Source organism: Microbacterium sp. DT81.1 (assembly GCF_049844955.1).
GTDB lineage: Bacteria > Actinomycetota > Actinomycetes > Actinomycetales > Microbacteriaceae > Microbacterium.
In genome coordinates this window covers 25,157-44,167 of record NZ_JBNCMA010000011.1, presented here as the reverse complement: position 1 = coordinate 44,167, position 19,011 = coordinate 25,157, and the positions used below count along the sequence as shown (strand labels likewise).

Below are 19,011 nucleotides of genomic sequence, written 5' to 3'. Positions count from 1 at the left end.
TCCGCGCTCATTGCCTCGGATGCTCCGAGCGTCTGGTGTCTCTCCCCCCGCCGGTCGAGCAATCCGCCGAGAACATAGAGACCGACGAAGGCGACAAGAACCACCATTGCGATGGCAATGCGGGCAATCCCTTCGAAGACGCCTTCGGAGCCCCGCTGCACGAAGTAGAGCAGGATCGATACAGCACGGTGCCATAGATCGCTACAAGCGAAACGGCCTTCAACACCCGGCCCGCCACCCGAAATCGCCCACCGCGACGGTGTGAACCCCGCCCACTGGCCGGATGCGATCCGCCAGGCCGAGGACTTGTCTCATCAGCCATAGTTGTCCCCTAAGTGACGCTGCTGGCTCCCCCCGGACGACATCTTCGCAAAGTCCTTGCCTGCGCGATACTCGGTCCCTCACCGCACGCGTGGAGGTCGGTCAACGCCCCGTTAGGCCACTGCGATGGGGCGGCACCCAGTCGCCGACGATGGTGCCCGGATGCCCCGCCCGACGAAGGTGCCCGCGCGGGTGCCCCATCTGCGACACCGCGGATGTCTCGCAACTCTTCCCACCCCTAGAGCGCAGCGACCGCTTCGCTCAACCGCCTGATCCCCGGCTCGAGGCTGGTCAGCACCGGCACGTCGACGTGCGCCGCCTCGGCAGCGCTCGCCATCGAAGCCTGCGCCAGCACCACGACATCGACATCCACCGCGACGCGCTCGATAGCCTCCGCGACGATCCGGTCGTGCGTCGCCCGGTCCCCTGACGACACCGCCGCGAACGCCCCCTCGATGACCTCGCTGGTGATCTCGGGTGACTTGCCCGCGATCCCCGCACGCTCGCGGATCAACCCGGTCGTCGGCGTCAAGGTCGTCGGGAGCGTCGCCAGCACGGCGATGCGGTCGCCGGTGGCGACGGCGATGTCGGCCATCGCCTCGTCGATGCGCAGCACCGGGATGCCGACCTCGGCGCCCACCGGCGACGCGAAGTGCGAGATCGACGAGCACGTGAACATCACGACATCCGCCCCCGCACTGGCAGCGGCCCGCACGAGGTCGGTCAGCCGCTCCGGCACGGACCCCGCGCGCTCGTCGTCGCCGAGGTCGGCCACGATCTTGTCGTCGAGGTAGTTGATCGGCGTGACGCCCTGCAAGTGCTCTCGGGCGAGGTCGGCGACGGGCGGGATGACGACGGCTCCCGTATGGAGAAAGGCGACGCGCGGTGCGGAGGCGGTCATCGGGTCATCCTTTCAGCGAGCCGGCCGCCAGGCCGGCCATGATCTTCTTGTTCAGGAAGACGAAGACCACGAGCAGCACCACGATGTTGATGCTGATCGCGGCGAACAGCGGGCCGTACTGCGTCGAGCCGTACTGGTCGGAGAGGCTCAGCAGCCCTACCTGGATCGTAGCCAGCTCCGGCCGCGTGGTGAACGTGAGCGCGATGAGCAGGTCGTTGAAGACGCTGAAGAACTGCACGAGTCCGACGGTGAGCATCGCGTTCTTCATGAGCGGCAGGCCGATGACGAAGAACGAGCGCAGGGGGGAGGCGCCGTCGACCGTGGCCGCCTCGAAGATCTCGCGCGGCACCGACCGGAAGTACGCGGCCATCAGGAACGTCGTCAGCGGCAGTCCCATCGCCGTGTACGTCAGGATCAGGGGCCACAGCGTATCGGTGATCCCCGCACGGAAGTACACCGTGAACAGCGGCACCAAGATCATCTGCCCGGGCACCATGATGCCCGCGAGGATGAACAGCAGCACGGTGCGGCGGCCCTTCCAGATCATGACCTCGAGCACGTAGCCCGCGGCGACGCCCAGAAGGATGATGAAGAACACCGACGGGATCGTGACGAGCAGGCTGTTGCGGTAGTTCAGCGCCACGTTGCCGCGCGTCAAGGCCGCGACGTAGTTGTCGAGATTGAAGGTCTCCGGCAGCGCCCACGTGGGGTTGTCGAAGAACTCGGTCTGCGTCTTGAAGGATCCGAGGATCATCCAGAGCTGCGGATACAGCACGACGACCAGCAGCAGCCCGACGACGATCCACACCGGGATGCGGCGCAGCACGCGGGAGATGCGCCGGTCGAACGGCTGCCGCGGCGTCGTCTTGCGCGACTCCGGCCGGGCCTGGGTGAGTGTCTGTGTCGCGGTCATCTCAGTCCTCCACGCGCTTGCTCGAGGAACGGAACACCGCGAGCGTGAAGACGAGGCAGAGCAGCGTCAGCACGAGGGCGATGGTGCTGCCGTAGCCGTACTCGGCGTACTCGAACGCCGTGCGGTACATGTACAGGGTCAGGGGGGACGTCGAGGTGCCCGGTCCGCCGTTGTTCAGGGCGAGCAGGCTGTCGAAGACCTTGAGCGTCGAGTTCAGGCTGAAGATGATCGACGACAGCAGGATCGGCAGCGAAAGGGGCACGATGATGTGCCGGACGAGGCGCAGGCCGCCCGCGCCGTCGAGCCGGGCCGATTCGATGATCTCGTCCGGGATGTCGAGGAGGCCGGTGAACAGCAGCACCGCGTAGAAGCCCATCGAGCTCCACAGCGTCATGACGATCGCGACGGCCATCGTGCCGGCCGTGGAGGCCATGAACTCGACGCTCTCGCCCCCGAAGAAGTTGATGACGTCGTTCACGGGCCCCTGGTTCTCGCCCACCGAGACCAGGCTGCGGAACAGCAGCGCGACGGCGACGGTCGGCAGCACCATCGGGAAGAAGACTGCGGTGCGGACGAACGCCGAGCCCTTGCGGAGCACGAACACGTACAGCAGGGCGAGGAGGTACCCGAGCGCGACCTGGCCGATCGTGGCCATCGCCGCGAAGCTCACGCTCACCCACAGCGACTGCAGGGCGGCGCCGTCGGTGAAGAAGGTCGTGAAGTTCTTGATTCCCACGAATTCGAATCCGCGGAGGGTGTTGCCCTGGAAGAACGACAGGCCCAGCGACCACAGCACCGGCACGACCTTGAGCAGGACGTAGATGGCGAGCGGCGGTATCAGGAGGATGAGGATCGTCTTGCGATCCCCGAAGACACGGTTCATCGGCAGAGCCTTCCCAGACAGGTGAGAAGGCCCGGCCCCCGCTGACCGCGAGAGCCGGGCCTCGATTCGGATCAGCCGGCGGCGTCGATGCTCGCCTGCAGGTCGGCCATGTACTGCTCGGGCGTCATCTGGCCCGTGGTGAGCAGCGACACGTTCGTCGAGGCGAGCGAGTTGGACTTGGCGTCGAGGAGCGCTTCGAACCAGAGGACGGTCTCGTCGATCTCGGCCATCTTCTCCTGCACGAACGCAGTCGTCTCCGGGATGTCTCCGACATCGCCGTTGACCTTGAAGCCCGAGAGCACGCCCGCGTCGGACAGGGCCTGCTGGCCGTAGTTCTCGGCGATGCAGTCGAACCAGGCGGCGACCTTCGGGCCGGCGGTCTTCGGGTTCGCGGCCATTGCGGCACCGGCGTTCGCCGGCCACTGGTCGATGGAGCCTTCCCCGCCGTCGACGGCCGGGAACGGCATGAAGCCGACGTTCTCGATGCCGATCTGGTTCTGCTCCTCGTCGTTGATGTTGCTGAGCAGCCAGGTGCCGTCGTACTTCATGGCGGCGCTGCCGGTCAGGAAGGCCGCGGTCGCGGCATCCGGCTCGACCGAGCTGAAGCCCTCCCCGAAGAACCCGCTCTGGGCCATGTCCTGCAACGCGGCGGCGCCGGCGACGTAGCCCTCGTCGGTGAGCTTGGCTTCGCCGTCGCGCACCTTCTCCATCGCGTCGGGGCCGACCTCGCGGAAGATGTGCATGCCCATCAGGCGCGTCAGCGGCCAGCCGGCGGCACCGGGCTGCGCGAGCGCGGTGTAGCCGGCCTCGGTGAGCTGCTCGCTCGCATCGACGAGCTCGTCGAACGTCTGCGGCTCTTCAATCCCCTCCTCCTCGAAGATGGCCTTGTTGTACCAGATGCCCTCGAGGTTGTACTGGTACGGCAGCGACACCATGCCGCCGTAGACGTTCTGAACAGTGGATGCCGCGGCGGGAAGCACGTTCTCCCACGCGCCGGATGCCGAGAGCAGCTCCTCGTAGTCGAGCACGAGGCCACCGGCGCCGAGGTCGCCGTCCGGGCGCACCATGGCCGTGCCGGCGATGAAGTGGGCGGGAAGCGCGTCCTGGCTGGCGAGCAGCGTGACCTTCTGTACGACGTCGGCCTGGGCCGTCTTCTGGTGCTCGAGGGGAAGGGCTTCGTTCTCGGCTTCGCACTGGTCCTCTGAGAGGGCGGTGAGCTGCGCCTCGAGCGTCGCGTTCTCATTCGCGGTGAGGACGGTGAACGACTCCGGGTCGGTGCCGGTGGCACCGCTCGCCTCTTCTGGGTCGCCGCTGGGGGCCGCCGATCCGGTGCCGGCGCAGCCCGCCAGCGCCACGACGGCGGCGAGCGCGAATCCGGTGGTGACGAGACCACGGCGCTTGGTTCGGGTGTTCATAGCGTCCTCCTTGACGACGACGTTTGCTGTGGAGCGGGGTATGTCTGCGACAGTAGGCAGAAATCCGGTGTGTGTCAACACTCAGGGTTGAAATTCTATTCATTATGTGGCTGAATCGTTCTCACGGCACCTCTCCTTCACTTCGGCGCCGCTTGCCGGGCACCCGCCGCGGCACCAGACTGAACGGCACTCGGAAGGACTTCGCATGCCTCCCACCACAGCTCTCCGGGCGCACGCACCGCTGCGTGCGCTCGATGCTGACCACGCCCGCTGGACCCGCGGATTCTGGGGCGCCCTGCGCGAGCGCACGAGGGATGTCACCATCCCCCGCATCTGGGAGTCGCTGAGCGACCCCGCCGTCAGCCCCGGGCTCCGCAACTTCCGCATCGCGGCGGGGCTGGACTCCGGCATCCACTACGGCCCGCCCTTCATGGACGGCGACTTCTACAAGTGGCTCGAGGCGGCGATCGACTCGCTCGAGACCGACCCTGACCCGGACCTCGCCGCCCGGATCGAGGAACTCGCCGAGCTGATCGCCTCGGTGCAGCGGGCGGACGGCTACCTGCACACGCCGACGATCATCGCCGCGCGCAACGACGAACCGGTTGCTGCGCTCGCGGATCGCTTCAACTTCGAGACGTACAACCTCGGTCACCTCATCACCGCCGGCGTGCGGCACTTCGAAGTGACGGGAAGCGCGACGCTGCTCGACGCAGCGCGCCGCGCCGCCTCGTTCCTGGAGGACCTCGCGACGAACAAGCCGCTGGAGCTGGCCCGCAGCGCGATCTGCCCCTCGCACTACATGGCGGTCGTCGACCTGTACCGGGTCACCGGCGACGAGCGCTACCTGCGCCTGATGGAGGCGTTCGTCCGGGTGCGCGACGACTTCGACGAGGGCGGCGACGACAATCAGGACCGCATCCCGGTGCGCTTGCAAACGACGGTGGCCGGTCACGCCGTCCGTGCCAACTACCTGTACGCGGGTCTCGCCGACCTGGTGGCCGAGACCGGCGACGAGCAGCTGACCGGCGTGCTGGAGAATCTCTGGCGCGACGTGGTCGACACCAAGCTCTACATCACCGGTGGCTGCGGCGCGCTCTACGACGGCGCGTCGCCGGACGGCTACCCGTGGCAGGGCGAGATCAGCCGCGTGCACCAGGCGTACGGCCGCGCGTATCAGCTGCCCAACACGACCGCGCATGCGGAGTCGTGCGCGAACATCGGGCTGATCCTGTGGGGCGAGCGGATGCTGTCGCTCACGGGCGACGCCGGATACGCCGATGTCATCGAGCGGGTCGCGTTCAACAGCCTGCTCGCCAGCGTCAGCCTCGAGGGCTCGGAGTACTTCTACACCAATGCGCTCCGCCAGGTGCGGGAGCTCCCCTTTCCCCTCCGGCGCCCTGGCGACACCGGTCAGCACCCCACCCCGCCACCGCCGCCGTCGGACGAGCGGCTGCGCGAGCGCTACCTGAGCTGCTTCTGCTGCCCGCCGAACATCGCACGCACGCTCGCGCGGTTCCACCAGCTCGCCGCCTCCGTCTCGGCCGACGGGCTGCACGTGCACCTCTACGGCGGCAGCGACCTGCGCGGCGCCGATGAGAACGGACGCTCCCTCGCACTGCGCGAGGACAGTGACTACCCCTGGGACGGGCGGATCGGCTTCACGGTGACGGATGCCGTGGGCGGCGGAGTGCCGCTGCACATGCGCATCCCCGGCTGGTCGGCGGGTGCGACTCTCACGGTGAACGGCGACCCCGTGCCGGTGTCGGCACCGGGCGCGTACACGAGGATCGAGCGCGCGTGGTCGCCGGGCGACGAGGTCGTGCTGACGCTTCCCATGCCGGTGCGCATCCTGCGCGGTCACCGCCTGGCCGAGGAGATCACGAACCAGGTCGCCGTGCAGCGAGGGCCGGTCGTGTACTGCCTGGAAAGCGCGGACCTGCCGGAGGGCGTCGTGCTGGAGCGGGCGGCGCTGCGCCGCGGCGCAGAGCTGACCCCGGTGGAGGCGCACATCGACGGCCGGCGCCTGATCGCGCTGGAGGGCGAGCTCACGGTGCTCCCCGAGGCGGGCGACGACCTCTACGACGACCTGGATGCCGCGCCGGTCGGCGCCGCCCGGGCGCGGCTCATCCCCTACTTCGCGTGGGGCAACCGGGGCCCGGGGGAGATGTCCGTGTGGCTTCCCCTGGTGTGGTGAACGGGGTGAACGGGATGAGCGCGCACACGGTCGTCGCGACGTACGTCATCGAGACGTCCCTGCCCCTCCGGCATGCTGCCGAGGTGCTCGCCGGCGAGCAGTCCACCGGAACGTTCGTGCGGGTGGCTCGTGAGTCCGACGACCTGCGCGCCCGGTTCGCGGCCCAGGTCGACAGCATCCAGGAGATCCCGCTCACGGGCTCCCCGCCGCTGCCCGGCGCCGTCGGCGACCCGTCCGAGCGCCGGCGCGCCATCCTGAAGCTGCGGTTCCCGCTCGACAACTTCGGGCCTTCCCTGCCGAACCTGCTCGCGGCCGTGGCGGGCAACCTGTTCGAGCTCAAGGAGCTCGCCGCCATCCGCCTTCTCGACCTCGACCTGCCGGCGCCCTTCGCCGACCGGTATCCCGGCCCCTCCTTCGGCGTCGAGGGCACCCGCCGGCTGATGGGTCGGACCGAGGGCACGATGATCGGCACGATCATCAAGCCGAGCATCGGCCTTGCCCCGGATGAGCTTGCGGAGCTCGTCGGTGAGCTGGCCGCGGCCGGCATCGACTTCATCAAGGACGACGAACTGCAGGGCAACGGACCCTCCGCGCCGCTGGCGGCTCGCGTCCGGGCGGTGATGCCTGTGCTGGAACGCCACGCCGACCGCACCGGCGTCAAGCCGATGTACGCCTTCAACATCACCGACGACATCGGTCGCCTCGAGGCGAACCACGACCTGGTGGTCGAGGCAGGCGGCACGTGCGTCATGGCGTGCATCAACCTGATCGGGCTCGCGGGCCTCGATTTCCTCAACCGTCACTCCACCGTCCCGATCCACGGTCACCGCGCCATGCTGGGCGCGATCGCCCGATCGGACCAGGTGGGGATCGGGTTCCGCGCATGGCAGAAGCTCGCGCGGCTGAGTGGGGCCGACCACCTGCACACCAACGGCATCAGCAACAAGTTCTACGAGTCCGACGCCGAGGTGCTCGACTCGATCGCCGCCGTCCGCGAGCCGCTGCTCGGTCTCACGCCGACCGTGCCGGTGCTCTCGAGCGGGCAGTGGGGAGGACTCGCGCACGCCACCTACGCGGCGGTGGGGACGACCGACCTTCTCGTGCTCGCCGGTGGCGGCATCCACGGCCACCCCGACGGTCCCATGGCCGGCGTGCAGAGCATGCGCGACGCATGGGCGTCCGCGGCGCGCGGCGAGAGCGCGGAGGACGCCTACGCCGCCTCCGATGCGCTCCGGCGCGCGACCGAGAGCTTCGGGCCGGTGCGTGTGTAGAGGTGGGCGTGTTTAGAGGTGGGCGTGTTTAGAGGTGGGCGTGTTTAGAGGTGGGCGTGTTTAGTGGTGGGCGTGTTTAAGGGTCTGCGTGTTTTTGAGGCGAGCGTGGCTAGAGGCGAGAATGCCTGACGAGGGTCCGTCGCCGGAGAGCGTGGCCGGCGCGCCCCGCGGGACGGCGCGCGTCGGCTTCTACGGCGACGACTTCACCGGCAGCGTCGATGCGCTGCTCCAATTCGCCCGCCGCGGGTGGACCGGACGCCTCTTCACCTCCGTCCCGACCGGCGCGGCACTGGCGGCCGCCGCCGCCGAAGTGGACGTCGTGGGAATCGCAGGGATCGCCCGGTCCCTTCCCACGGCCGGGATCGAGGACGAGCTGCGGCCGGCGCTGGAGGCCCTGCGAGATGCCGGCGCGCACGTCGTGCAGTACAAGGCATCGTCCACGGCCGACTCCTCCCCGACCATCGGCAGCCTCGGGCGGGTGGCCGAGATCGGTCGCGAGGTGATCGCCGAGCGACCGGTGCCGGTGCTCTTCGCCCAGCCGGACTTCGGGCGCTATACGGTCTTCGGCCACCACTTCGCGGCCGAAGACGGCATGATCTACCGCCTCGACCGGCAGCCCACGATGTCCACCCACCCGTCGACCCCGATGACCGACTCCGATCTGCGGGTGCACCTGAGCCGGCAGACGAGCCTGGAGGTCGGCGGCATCCCGCTCGTCGCCTACGACGAGAACCTCGCCGCCCGCCTCGCCGACGGCGACCCCCTCGTCGTGCTCGACGCGCTCACCGACGAGCACCTCGTCACCGTGGGGGCGGCGATCCAGCGGATGCCCGAACCGGTGTTCGCGATCGGCTCCGGAGGCCTCAGCCACGGGCTGGCGGCCGCCGATCCGCGCGACGCAGCCGCTCCCCCGGCATCCATCCCGGCCACGGGGCCCGTCCTGGCTGTGTCGGGGAGCCGCTCGCGCCAGACGCGACGGCAGGCGGATGCCGCGGTGGAGGCCGGCTGGACGGTGCGGCCCCTTCCTCTCGACGAGCAGGGCATCGCGGCGGCCATCCCGTCGGCCGTGACGACCCTGAGGTCCGGCCGCAGCGTCGTCTTCACCTCGGACGACGCCGACATGTCCGCCACGGCCACGCCCCTCGAGGCGATCGCCCGCGCGACGGCCTCCCTCGTCGACGCGGCGGCGGCCGCCGGGGTGACGCGCCGCGTGATCGTGTGCGGTGGCGACACCTCCAGCCGGGTCACGAGGCTCCTCGGCGTCCACTCTCTGTCGATCGCTGCCAACCCGTGGGGCAATGTGGTGCTGCTTCGAGCGCACGCGGAGGCGACCCACCTCGACGGCCTGGAACTGCTGCTCAAGGGAGGCCAGGTGGGGACGGTCACCCTCTTCGACGACGTGCGCGGCCTCGGCGCCTGAGCCTCCCCGGGCTCAGACCGAAGACAGCCGCACGCTCCACGTCGTTCGCTCCCGCGGCACGCGGTAGCGCTCGGGCAGCGCGGGGCCGACGGATGCCGAGCCGAGACCCTGCTGCCGGTGATCGATGTTCAGCCACACGCGGCCGGTGTCGACGAGCTCGTGCGGCTTGGCGGCGCGCTGCAGGTCGAACGACGTCCACCGCCGGGCGGTGAAGTCGAACTCCGGGCGCCCCTCGACCCGCAGATTCGGCACCCAAGACCCGGAGAGCTCCAGCCACCGCGTCTCGATGTGGTTGCCGTTCTCCTGCGGCACGGGGTAGTCGACCTGAAGCTCATCGATCGTGCGGTGGAAGACCCCGCGGCGTGACCCCTCGCAAGAGTCGACGTACGTCTCACCCGGACCCCGGCCCCACCATCGGGCGGCGTCGTAGCCGCCGGGGAGGGAGAAGAGCAGTCCCAGGCGGGGAACCCAGATGTCGCGGTGCATGTATGGGGTGTCCGCCCACGGGCCGACGAAGTCCACCGTCGTCTCGAGCACGACCCCGTCCCCGTCGGCGAGCCACAGCATCTGCCACTCCACTCCGTGGGGATGCGACGTCGGCGCGGTGCGCCCCGTCACACGCAGCCGGTCCGCCCCCGCCTCGACGGAGTCGGTGCGGTGCTGCAGGCGGTCAAGGCCGGTCTTGCGCCACACCGAGGCGATGTCGTTCAGGTCGCCCTGGCCGTGGTCGTTCTCGGTGGGCGCGCGGTGCAGATCGAGCCACGGACCGTCGAGCTCGAGGGCGCCGAGCCGCCGCATCCGGCCCGTCGTCGCGTCGAAGACCGCGGCGCCGATCGCGATGTCCGTACCGGCGGGCGCGCGGGCGGTCTCGCCCGGCGCCGAGACGGCGGATGCAGGGGCGGTGGATGCGGGGGCGGTGGATGCGGGGGAGGTGGATGCGCGCACGGGCTCGGCGACGGCCTGGCCCCACGCCACCACGTGCCCGGCCGGGGCCCAGGAGCCATCGGCGGCGAGCGCGGCCTCCACCGTGAGCACGGCGTGCGGTGAGGCGCTCAGGTCGAAGGGCAGTGGCACGGTGAGGCTCGCGCCCGCGGGCACGGGTTCCACCGCGAGCGTCCCTGACTCCGCGACGCGGCCGTCGAGCTCGACCGCCCACCGGAAGGCGAGGTCGGACGTGTCGGCGGAGTGACGCGCGTTGGCGATCTCCACCTCGGCCCCGACCCGGATCGAGATCGGCGCGTAGGCCTTGGCGAGCTCGACGAGGCCCGGCGTCGGCGTGCGGTCGCTGAACACCAGCCCGTGCAGGCTGAAGCGCCCGCCCCGCGGCTCGTACTCCACGTCGTCGCCGTGCATGATGAACGGCACGCCCTCGGCCGTGCGTGCCGAGAAGCCGTGGTCGATCCACTCCCACACGAAGCCACCGCAGAGGCGGGGGTGCGCGTCCATGATCGCCCAGTAGTCCTGCAGCGACCCTGGTCCGTTGCCCATCGCGTGCGCGTACTCGATGAGAAGGAAGGGCAGCCCCCGGCGTCGTGCCTCGTCGGTCTCGTCGATCCCCTCCGGTGCCGGCTCCTCGCCGCGACCGATCTGCTCGAGCAGCTCGAGCGAGGGATACATCAGCGAGTAGAAGTCCGAGTTGCGGTAGCTGGGGTCGCGCTCGTAGAGCACCGGCCGCGACGGGTCCCGCTCACGGGTCCAGCGTTCCAGCTCGGCGAAGGCCTCGCCCGTGCCGCTCTCGTTGCCGAGCGACCAGATCACGACGCTGGGGCGGTTCTTGTCCCGTTCGACGGTGCGCCGCATCCGGTCGAGGATCGCCTCACGCCAGGCAGGATCGTCCGGAGGGTTGGTGGCCCAGCCGTCATAGATGAACCCGTGCGTCTCGAGGTCGCACTCCACCACCACCCACAGCCCATACTCGTCGCAGAGCCGCAGGAACTCGGGATGCGGCGGGTAGTGGCTCGTTCTCACGGCGTCGATGTTCGCGCGCTTCATCAGCACGATGTCCTCGATCATCGTGGCGCGGCTCAGGGTGCGGCCGGTGTCGGGATGGTGCTCATGCCGGTTCACGCCGCGAAAGGTGAGCGGCCGTCCGTTCACCTCGAACACCCCGTCCCGGATCTCCACGCGGCGGAAGCCGATCGCGAGCTGCACCACCTCACCCGCCGAGGTGAGGGTCCCGCTGTAAAGCCGAGGCGCGTCGGCGCTCCAGGGCTCGACGGGCACGCGCGCCGTCTCCCCCGCCGGCATCCGGATGCCGAGCTCCGGCACCTCTACGATGGCCTCGGCCGTGGCATCCACCCGCAGCGCGCCCATGCCCGTCCGCGCGTCGAAGTCGGCGTGCACGAAGTGGTCGTCGATGGCGCCGGCGCGCCGCTCGATCAGCTCGACGTCGCGGAAGATCCCGGGGAGCCACCACATGTCCTGGTCTTCGAGGTAGGTGCCCGCCGACCAGCGGTGCACCCGCACGGCGAGCAGGTTCGGGCCTGGAACCACCGCCGCGTCGAACTCGAACGGGAGCCGGCTGCCCATCGACCACCCCAGCTCGACGCCGTTGAGCCACACCTTGGCACAAGAGTCGACGCCCTGGAACCGCAGCACCGCCGACTCCCAATCCGCCGGCACGTCGAAGACCAGGCGGTAGTCGCCGGTCGGGTTCTCGGTCGACACCCGGGGAGCGTCGAGCGGAATCGGATAGGCGGTGTTGGTGTACAGCGGACCCTCGGCCGTGCCCCGCATCGAGCGCGGCGGTCCGCCGGCGAGCGGGGTGAACTCCTCCAGCACCCAGTGCGACGGCACGGGCATCGCATCCCAGCCGGAATCGTCGAAGTCCTCCCCGACGAACTCCTCGCCCGAGCCCGCCGCGGTCGGCGAGAGCCGGAACCGCCACGATCCATTGAGACTCAGCACCCGCGCGTCGCTCACCGCCTCGGCACGTGGAGCCCGGCGTCCCCTCCCCGGTGCGGTGCTCTCCCAATATCCGGCCATGGATCAGCCGCCGGTGGACTCGCGCACCACGAGTTCCGGCCGGAAGAGCACCGCCCGCTCCTGGGCGCTCTCGCCGTCATCGGCGAGACCGAGTTCGCGCAGCAGCAGATCGACCGCGGTGTAGCCGATGAGCGACGCCGGCTGCCGAACGGAACTGAGCGGCACGACCGTGGCCGCCGCGAAGTCGATGTCGTCGTAGCCGATGAGCGCGATGTCGTCGGGAACGCGCAGGTCGCCGCTCATCACGAGGGCCTGCAGAAGGCCCACCGCGAGCAGGTCGTTCGCGGCGAAGATCGCATCCGGGCGATCGTGAGGGGCGCGGGAGACGATCCCCTCTCCGGCTCTCCGCCCCTCCAGCACGGTCAGCGCTGTCATCTCGATCACCTCGAGCGTCGCTCCGGGGGTCGCATCCACAGCCCGCCGCGCGCCGAGCAGCCGGTCGGCGACCTGGCGGATGGAGGGCGGGCCCCCGACGAACGCGATCCGCCGGCGCCCGATCGCCGTGAGGTGCGCTCCGGCGAGGTGCCCACCCTCGACGTCGTCGACCGCCACCGAGCAGAACGCGTCGTCCTCGGTGTGACGGTCGACGAGCACGACGGGCGTGCCTCCCGCCTGCAGCCGCTCGAGCCGCGTGATGTCTTCGGCCACGGGGGTGATCAGCACCCCGTTCACCCGCTGTTCCTGGAACAGGTCGAGATAGGAGCCCTCCCTCGAGGCGTTCTCATCGCTGTTGCCGAGCAGCACGGTCATGCCCTCTTCGGCGGCCCGGTCCTCGGCGCCACGGGCGACGTCGGTGAAGAACGGGTTGCGCACATCGAGCACGATCAGGCCGATGCTTCGGCTTCGACCCGCGCGCAGCTGCCGGGCGGCGTCGTTGCGGACGAAGCCCAGCTGCTCGATCGCGTGCAGCACGCGCTCCACCGTGGCGGGCGCGACCTTCGCCGGCCGATTGAGCACGTTCGAGACAGTGCCGACCGACACGGATGCCGCGGCCGCCACATCCCGCACACTCACTGCCACGCCCGCCCCGTTCTCCTCGCCTCGGACCGTGTTATCAGAAAGACTCAGCCGCCCGAGCGGCTCGCGGTCAACTCTGCCAGACGGTCGGCCACCCTCTCTCGGAGCGCCGGCCCGGCATCCCGGGACAGCGCCTCCTCGAGCCGTCGACCCTCCGCCCACGTCGTGTTCCTGCGGATGCGCTCCGCAGCCTCCGGCTTCTCCTCCGCGATCACGTCGAGCACCACGCGATATGCCTCAGGGTCATCGATGACCACCGAGAGGCTGGAATCGAGATCGACGACCGGCGGTGCGGGGGTGTCTCCCGCGTCGTCGATCTCCCAGCGATGCGTTCCCGAGCCGACCTCGTGCTCTTCGCCCTCGATCACCACTGTGGCGGTCGTGTTCGGCGGCACGACGGCCTCGATCACGATCCGACTCCCCTCGCGACGCCAGCCGGCCTCGGCCCGACCGTAGGGCGTGAGGTGCTCGGCCGAGGCGAAGTCGAATCCCGCGAGCGGTGTCGGCGCGATGCGCAGCTTCGCGTAGCCGGGCGCCGCCGGCGCCAGTCCTGCGACGACCCGGTGCAGCCAGTCGCCGATCGCACCCAGGGCGTAGTGGTTGAACGAGGTCATCTCGCCGGGGTTGATGGTGCCGTCGGGCAGCATCGAGTCCCACCGTTCCCAGATCGTCGTCGCGCCCATGGTCACGGGATAGAGCCACGAGGGGTTCTCGTTCTGGGTGAGCAGGCGGGTCGCGGCGTCGACGTGCCCGGTGCTGCTCAGGGCGTCCGCGATGATCGGCGTGCCGACGAAGCCCGTGCCGATGCGGTAGCCGCCCCGGCGCGTGAGTTCGGCGAGACGAGCACCGAGCGCGGGGAGTAGACCCTCCGGTGCGATGCCGAACACGATCGCCATCGCGTACGCGGTCTGCGCGTCCGAGACCATTCGTCCCGAGGGGGTCAGGTACTCGGCGAGGAACGCGGCCCGCACCTCCTCGGCGATGCGGCCGTAGCGCTCGGCGTCCTCGTCCCTGCCCAGCAGCTCCGCCGCGTGCGCGACGTTGCGGGTGGAGAGGAAGAGGTGAGCGCTGGCCACGATGTCGCCGTCGGTCTTGGCCTTCGCGGGCTGGTCCGGCGGCGCATCCGGGTCGAGCCAGTCGCCGAACTGGAAGCGTCCCTCCCACAGACGGCGATCGCCCGCGATCTCGAGCAGGGTGTCGACCCACGACGTCATGCTCGGATACTGGCGCTCGAGCGTCGCGACATCCCCGAATCTCTCGTTCAGCACCCACGGCACGACGGTCGCGGCGTCGCCCCACGCGGCCGCGGGCTTGGGCGCGCCCAGCACGTTGGGCACCACGAACGGCACGACCCCTCCGCCGGCCTCCTGCTCGATCGAAAGGTCGCGCAGCCACGTGTCGAGGAACCCCCGCACGTCGTAGAGGAAGCTCGCGGTCGGGGCGAAGACCTGGATGTCGCCCGTCCAGCCGAGGCGCTCGTCCCGCTGGGGGCAGTCCGTCGGGAGGTAGAGGAAGTTGCCCCGGAGCCCCCACACGATGTTCTCGTGCAGCTGCGAGACGAGCGGATGCGAGGTCTCGAACCAGCCGGTGCGCTCCATGTCGCTGTGCAGCACGACCGCTGTGACGTCGGCGGGATCGAACTCCCCCGGCCACCCGGAGATCTCCGCGTAGCGGAACCCGTGGAACGTGAACTCCGGCTCCCACTCCTCCGCGCCCCCGGTGCCCGCGAGCGTGTAGTGGTCGGTCGCCTCGGCGGCGCGCAGCGGACGGGTGCCCAGCTCGCCGTGCTCCAGGACCTCGGCGTGCCGAAGGGTCACGGTCGTTCCGGCGGGGCCCTGCACCCGGATGCGGAGCCGGCCGACCAGGTTCTGGCCGAAGTCGAGCACCGTCCTTCCCGCCGGGGTGGTGATCACCTCGCGCACCGGCAGCTCCTCGATCCGGCGCACGAAGGGCGACGTGCGCGGCTCCGGGGCGACGATGGTCTCCGCCGCGGCGGCCGCCGGCCACGCGGAGTCGTCGAATCCCACCTCGCTGAAACCGGGCTGGGCCGGGGAAGCGTCGGTGCTCTTGGCGCGAGCGCCGAAGGCGCCGACGCCGACGCGCGCGTCGAACGTCTCGCCCTGGTAAAGCCCGCTCGCCACGAGCGCGCCGGTGGAGGCCTTCCACGATGGGTCGGTGGCGACGAGCTGCGAGCGGCCGTCGGCGTACTCGATCAGCAGCTGCGCGGCGACCCGCGGCTGGGCGCCGTAGTGCGGGTGCGCATCGTCGCGGAAGCCGAAGTACTCCGTCGCCCAGGCGCCGGCGAGGCGGATGCCGAGGGCATTGCGCCCCTCGGTGACCGAGGCCGTGACATCCGTCGTCTCGTGGATGGTGCGCGCCTGGTACGGCGTCCAGCCGGGCTTCATCACCTGGTCATCGACGTCCGTGCCGTTCACGGCCGCCTGGTACACGCCGACCGCGGTGGCATACAGGGTCGCCCGGGCGACCTCGCCCTCGACCTCGAACGCGGTGCGCAGGTACGCGGGCTGCGCATGCTGGGAGGGGTCCGCGAGGCCGATCGCCTCCGCCGTCCATTCGCCCTCGCCGAGGAACCCGGCGAAGATGCGGCGGGGGGCGCTCCACTCGCCGCCGACGCCGTCGGCGCCGGTGACGCGGACGCGCAGCTCCGCCTCTTCGCGGGGTGCGAGCGGCGGAAACGGCCACGCGACCTGCACCGACTCCCGCCCGTCCACGGTGTGGTGCTGCACCGCGCTCGGGCGGGTCAGCTCCAGTTCCGCGGATGCCTGGATCCAGTCGGGTGCGTCGGTCTCGGTGACCCAGCCGAGGCGTGGGGCGGGCGAGGGAACGGTGTCGCTGCCGTATGGTGCGTCGGTGCTGACGCGGGAGACGACGGGGGTGGTCACGGGGATCTCCTTCAGGTGGTTCTCGTCGATCGGACCGGCGCTCACGCGACGGCCGGTGCGGTGACGGTGATGCGGTGGGTGCCGTGGTGCAGTTCGTCCGGCGCCGCGGCGCCGTTCACCGTGACGGTGGAGGACTCGGTGATAGGCAGGTCGAGCAGGGCACGGGCGCCGAACGGCACGGTCAGCGTCGCCTCGAACGCATCGCCGTCGAGGCGCCAGTCGATGGACAGCTCGCCGAGACCTGTCGCGATCGTCGCGGCGGCGCGGTCGAGCGCGCGCGCGGGTCGCGGAGCGACGTGGACCGTGCGATAGCCGGGGCTCTCGGCATCCGGTGCCAGCCCCGCGACCGTCCGGTAGACCCAGTCGATCATCGCCCCGTAGGCGTAGTGGTTGAACGAGAGCATACCGCCGCTCTCGCCGCCGCTGTTGCCGGCATCCATGTCGCCGCCGTGGATGGAGCCGTCGGGGAGGATGGCGTCCCACCGCTCCCAGACCGTGGTGGCACCGCGGTCGACCTGGTAGAGCCATGACGGCGCTTCGTGGCGCAGCACCATGCGGTACGCCTCGGCGACGTGGCCGTTGTTCGACAGCGCGAAGAGCACCAGCGGCGTGCCGAGGAAGCCGGTCGAGATGCGCCCATCCGACCTGGCGACGTTCGCGGCGAGGTCGTCCGCGATGCCGGCCCGGCGCTCCTCGGGTGCGAGGCGGAACTCGAGCGCGAGCGCGGCGCCGGTCTGGGTCGAGACGGCCTCCTCGCCCCACCGCTCCCAGGTCGCCGCTGCGACCGAATCGGCGAGGGCGTCGTACTGGGATGCCGCCTGGGCATCGCCCACGAGGCGCTCGGCGCGCGCGACCAGCCGTGCCGAGTGCACGTAGAACGCGTTCGCGACGTAGTCGCTCGATACCTTGGCCTCCCACGGGCGCGCGGCCGGGGCATCCGGGTCGAGCCAGTCGCCGTACTGGAACGGCTCCGTCGGCAGCACGATCCCGTCGCCCGCACGCCGGCGCAGGTGGCCCACCCACCGTCTCATGCTGTCGAGCTGCCGTTCGAGCACCTCCGTGCTGCCGTACGACTCGTATACCGCGAGCGGCACGATGGTCGCGGCATCCGCCCACCCGGCACGCCCCATGTTGTCGGTGGGCGTGCCGCCCATCAGCATGTCCTGGCGACGGATGATGTCGGGCACCACCGAGGGCACACCGCCCTCGTCGGTCTGATCGATCTCGAGGTCGCGCAGCCACGACATCCAGAACGCCTCGGTATCCAGCAGCGTGTTCGCGGTCGCCGCGAAGGCCTGTGCGTCGCCCGTCCACCCGAGGCGCTCGTCGCGCTGCGGGCAGTCGGTCGGCACGGAGACGAAGTTGTCGCGCTGGGACCACAGCACGTTCGAGTGGAACTGGTCCAGAGCCGCATCGGAGGAACGGAACGTGCTGCGCGGTTCGAGGTCGCTCGAGATGGCGATGGCCGTGGCCGAGACCACCTCCGCGTCGCCCACGACGTCGGCGTAGCGGAAGCCGTGGAAGGTGAACACCGGCTCGAGCACGTGCTCGCCGTCCGAGGCCAGGGTGTAGACGTCGGTGGCCTTCGCCTTCCGAAGCGCCGCGGTGTGCAGCTCCCCCGACGGCTCCAGCACCTCGGCGTGGCGGATGGTGACGACATCCCCCGCCGCGCCGCGCACCACGAGCCGCACCCATCCCGAGACGTTCTGCCCGGAATCCAGCAGCAGGCGGTCGTTCCGGCGTTCGATGCTCATCTCGCGTTCTGCGATGACGCGGACGGGCTCCGACGCGCGGGGCTCGAAGCGCGCCAGGTCGGTCTCGATGATTGATGCCGGAGCCCAGCCGCTGTCGTCGAAACCCGGCTCGTGCACGCCCACCGCGTCGAGGGACTGGTCGATGATCGCGCCGTCGTAGATTCCCGCCGACCGGACAGCACCGAAGCCCCCGCGCCACGACCCGTCCGACGCGATGATCTCGGTGGCGCCGTCGGGGCTTGTGAGCTCGAGCTGGGCGAGCACGCCGATGCGGTCGCCGTAGATGGCCGTCCTCCGCGCGAAGCCGAAGGGCCCCCGATACCAGCCGTCGCCGACCGCCGCGACGAGAACGTTGTCGCCGGCGCGGAGCAGGTCGGTCACATCGAGCGTGTCGACGAGCACCCGCTTCTGGTAGGAGGTCCATCCGGGAGTGAGCAGCGCATCCGAAACCCGCACGCCGTTGATCCAGGCGTCGACCAGCCCGAGCGCGCTGAGGCGCAGGCGCGCAGATCGCGGGGCCGTCTCGAGCCGGAACTCCCGACGCAGCAGGGGCACCGGGCCGGCGACCTCGCTCGGGATGCCGATGACGCGGGCGTCCAGCTCATCGCCCGGCACGCCCGCCTCGACGGTGAGGGGGGTACTCCACGCCGTCCAGCCCACCTGAGTTCGCACCCGCACGGCGTAGCGTCGCACCTCGCGGGCCGAGAACCCGCGGGCGTCGCGGATGCCGGTGGAGACCTCCCCCGCGATCGCGGGCTGCACGTCCCACTCGCCGTTTCCGCTCGAGACGGCCAGCTGGTATTCGAGCTGGCGGGCGTCGGCGTTCTCACTTCGCACCGCCCACGAGAGTCGGAGACCGGTCAGCGGGGTGCCGAGTAGACCCCGCCCGAACGAGGAGCGCAGTCCTGCGATGCGCGTCGCCTCGTCGGATTCGGCGGCGGGCGGGAGATCCGTCATGTTTCCGTGTCCTTTCGCGCCGGCATCCTCGCCGACAGGGTCTTCCATCCTGAAACGATTCAAGACCGATTGTC

Annotated in this window: 11 protein-coding genes; 3 read left to right on the top strand and 8 right to left on the bottom strand. The window is 70.3% G+C overall.

The genetic code is table 11. From position 1 onward, the window contains the following. Positions 1-559: 559 nt before the first annotated feature. The 4 genes from ACLQ2Q_RS21265 to ACLQ2Q_RS21250 form a co-directional block, all read right to left on the bottom strand. Positions 560-1,222 (bottom strand): aspartate/glutamate racemase family protein, encoded by a 663-nt coding sequence (locus ACLQ2Q_RS21265; protein WP_425823700.1) that lies wholly within the window; start codon positions 1,220-1,222, stop codon positions 560-562. Between the two features lie 4 nt (positions 1,223-1,226). Next, positions 1,227-2,135, bottom strand: a complete 909-nt coding sequence (locus ACLQ2Q_RS21260; protein WP_425823698.1) for a carbohydrate ABC transporter permease — start codon at positions 2,133-2,135, stop codon at positions 1,227-1,229. Between the two features lies 1 nt (position 2,136). Next, positions 2,137-3,018: a carbohydrate ABC transporter permease gene (locus ACLQ2Q_RS21255; RefSeq protein ID WP_425823696.1), complete on the bottom strand. Its 882-nt coding sequence runs from the start codon at positions 3,016-3,018 to the stop codon at positions 2,137-2,139. A 71-nt stretch (positions 3,019-3,089) separates the two neighbouring features. Further along, positions 3,090-4,433 (bottom strand): ABC transporter substrate-binding protein, encoded by a 1,344-nt coding sequence (locus ACLQ2Q_RS21250; RefSeq protein ID WP_425823694.1) that lies wholly within the window; start codon positions 4,431-4,433, stop codon positions 3,090-3,092. A 205-nt stretch (positions 4,434-4,638) separates the two neighbouring features. Here ACLQ2Q_RS21250 and ACLQ2Q_RS21245 point away from each other — a divergent pair, with 205 nt between their 5' ends. The 3 genes from ACLQ2Q_RS21245 to ACLQ2Q_RS21235 all read left to right on the top strand — a co-directional run bounded on the left by ACLQ2Q_RS21245 (position 4,639) and on the right by ACLQ2Q_RS21235 (position 9,321). Then, positions 4,639-6,630: a glycoside hydrolase family 127 protein gene (locus ACLQ2Q_RS21245; protein ID WP_425823692.1), complete on the top strand. Its 1,992-nt coding sequence runs from the start codon at positions 4,639-4,641 to the stop codon at positions 6,628-6,630. Positions 6,631-6,644: 14 nt separating this feature from the next. Then, positions 6,645-7,901 (top strand): RuBisCO large subunit C-terminal-like domain-containing protein, encoded by a 1,257-nt coding sequence (locus ACLQ2Q_RS21240; RefSeq protein WP_425823690.1) that lies wholly within the window; start codon positions 6,645-6,647, stop codon positions 7,899-7,901. 121 nt (positions 7,902-8,022) lie between these two features. Beyond that, positions 8,023-9,321, top strand: coding sequence for a four-carbon acid sugar kinase family protein (locus ACLQ2Q_RS21235; RefSeq protein WP_425823688.1), 1,299 nt, complete (start codon positions 8,023-8,025; stop codon positions 9,319-9,321). Between the two features lie 12 nt (positions 9,322-9,333). Here the strand turns inward: ACLQ2Q_RS21235 and ACLQ2Q_RS21230 are convergent, their stop codons facing one another. From ACLQ2Q_RS21230 to ACLQ2Q_RS21215, 4 genes are all read right to left on the bottom strand, one after another. After that, positions 9,334-12,228, bottom strand: coding sequence for a glycoside hydrolase family 2 TIM barrel-domain containing protein (locus ACLQ2Q_RS21230; protein ID WP_425823686.1), 2,895 nt, complete (start codon positions 12,226-12,228; stop codon positions 9,334-9,336). Positions 12,229-12,309: 81 nt separating this feature from the next. Then, a complete protein-coding gene (locus tag ACLQ2Q_RS21225) occupies positions 12,310-13,326 on the bottom strand; it encodes a LacI family DNA-binding transcriptional regulator (protein WP_425823684.1) in 1,017 nt (338 codons plus the stop codon). Positions 13,327-13,370: 44 nt separating this feature from the next. Further along, positions 13,371-16,226 (bottom strand): family 78 glycoside hydrolase catalytic domain, encoded by a 2,856-nt coding sequence (locus ACLQ2Q_RS21220; protein WP_425823682.1) that lies wholly within the window; start codon positions 16,224-16,226, stop codon positions 13,371-13,373. Positions 16,227-16,267: 41 nt separating this feature from the next. After that, a complete protein-coding gene (locus ACLQ2Q_RS21215) occupies positions 16,268-18,985 on the bottom strand; it encodes a family 78 glycoside hydrolase catalytic domain (protein ID WP_425823680.1) in 2,718 nt (905 codons plus the stop codon). Positions 18,986-19,011: the final 26 nt, after the last annotated feature.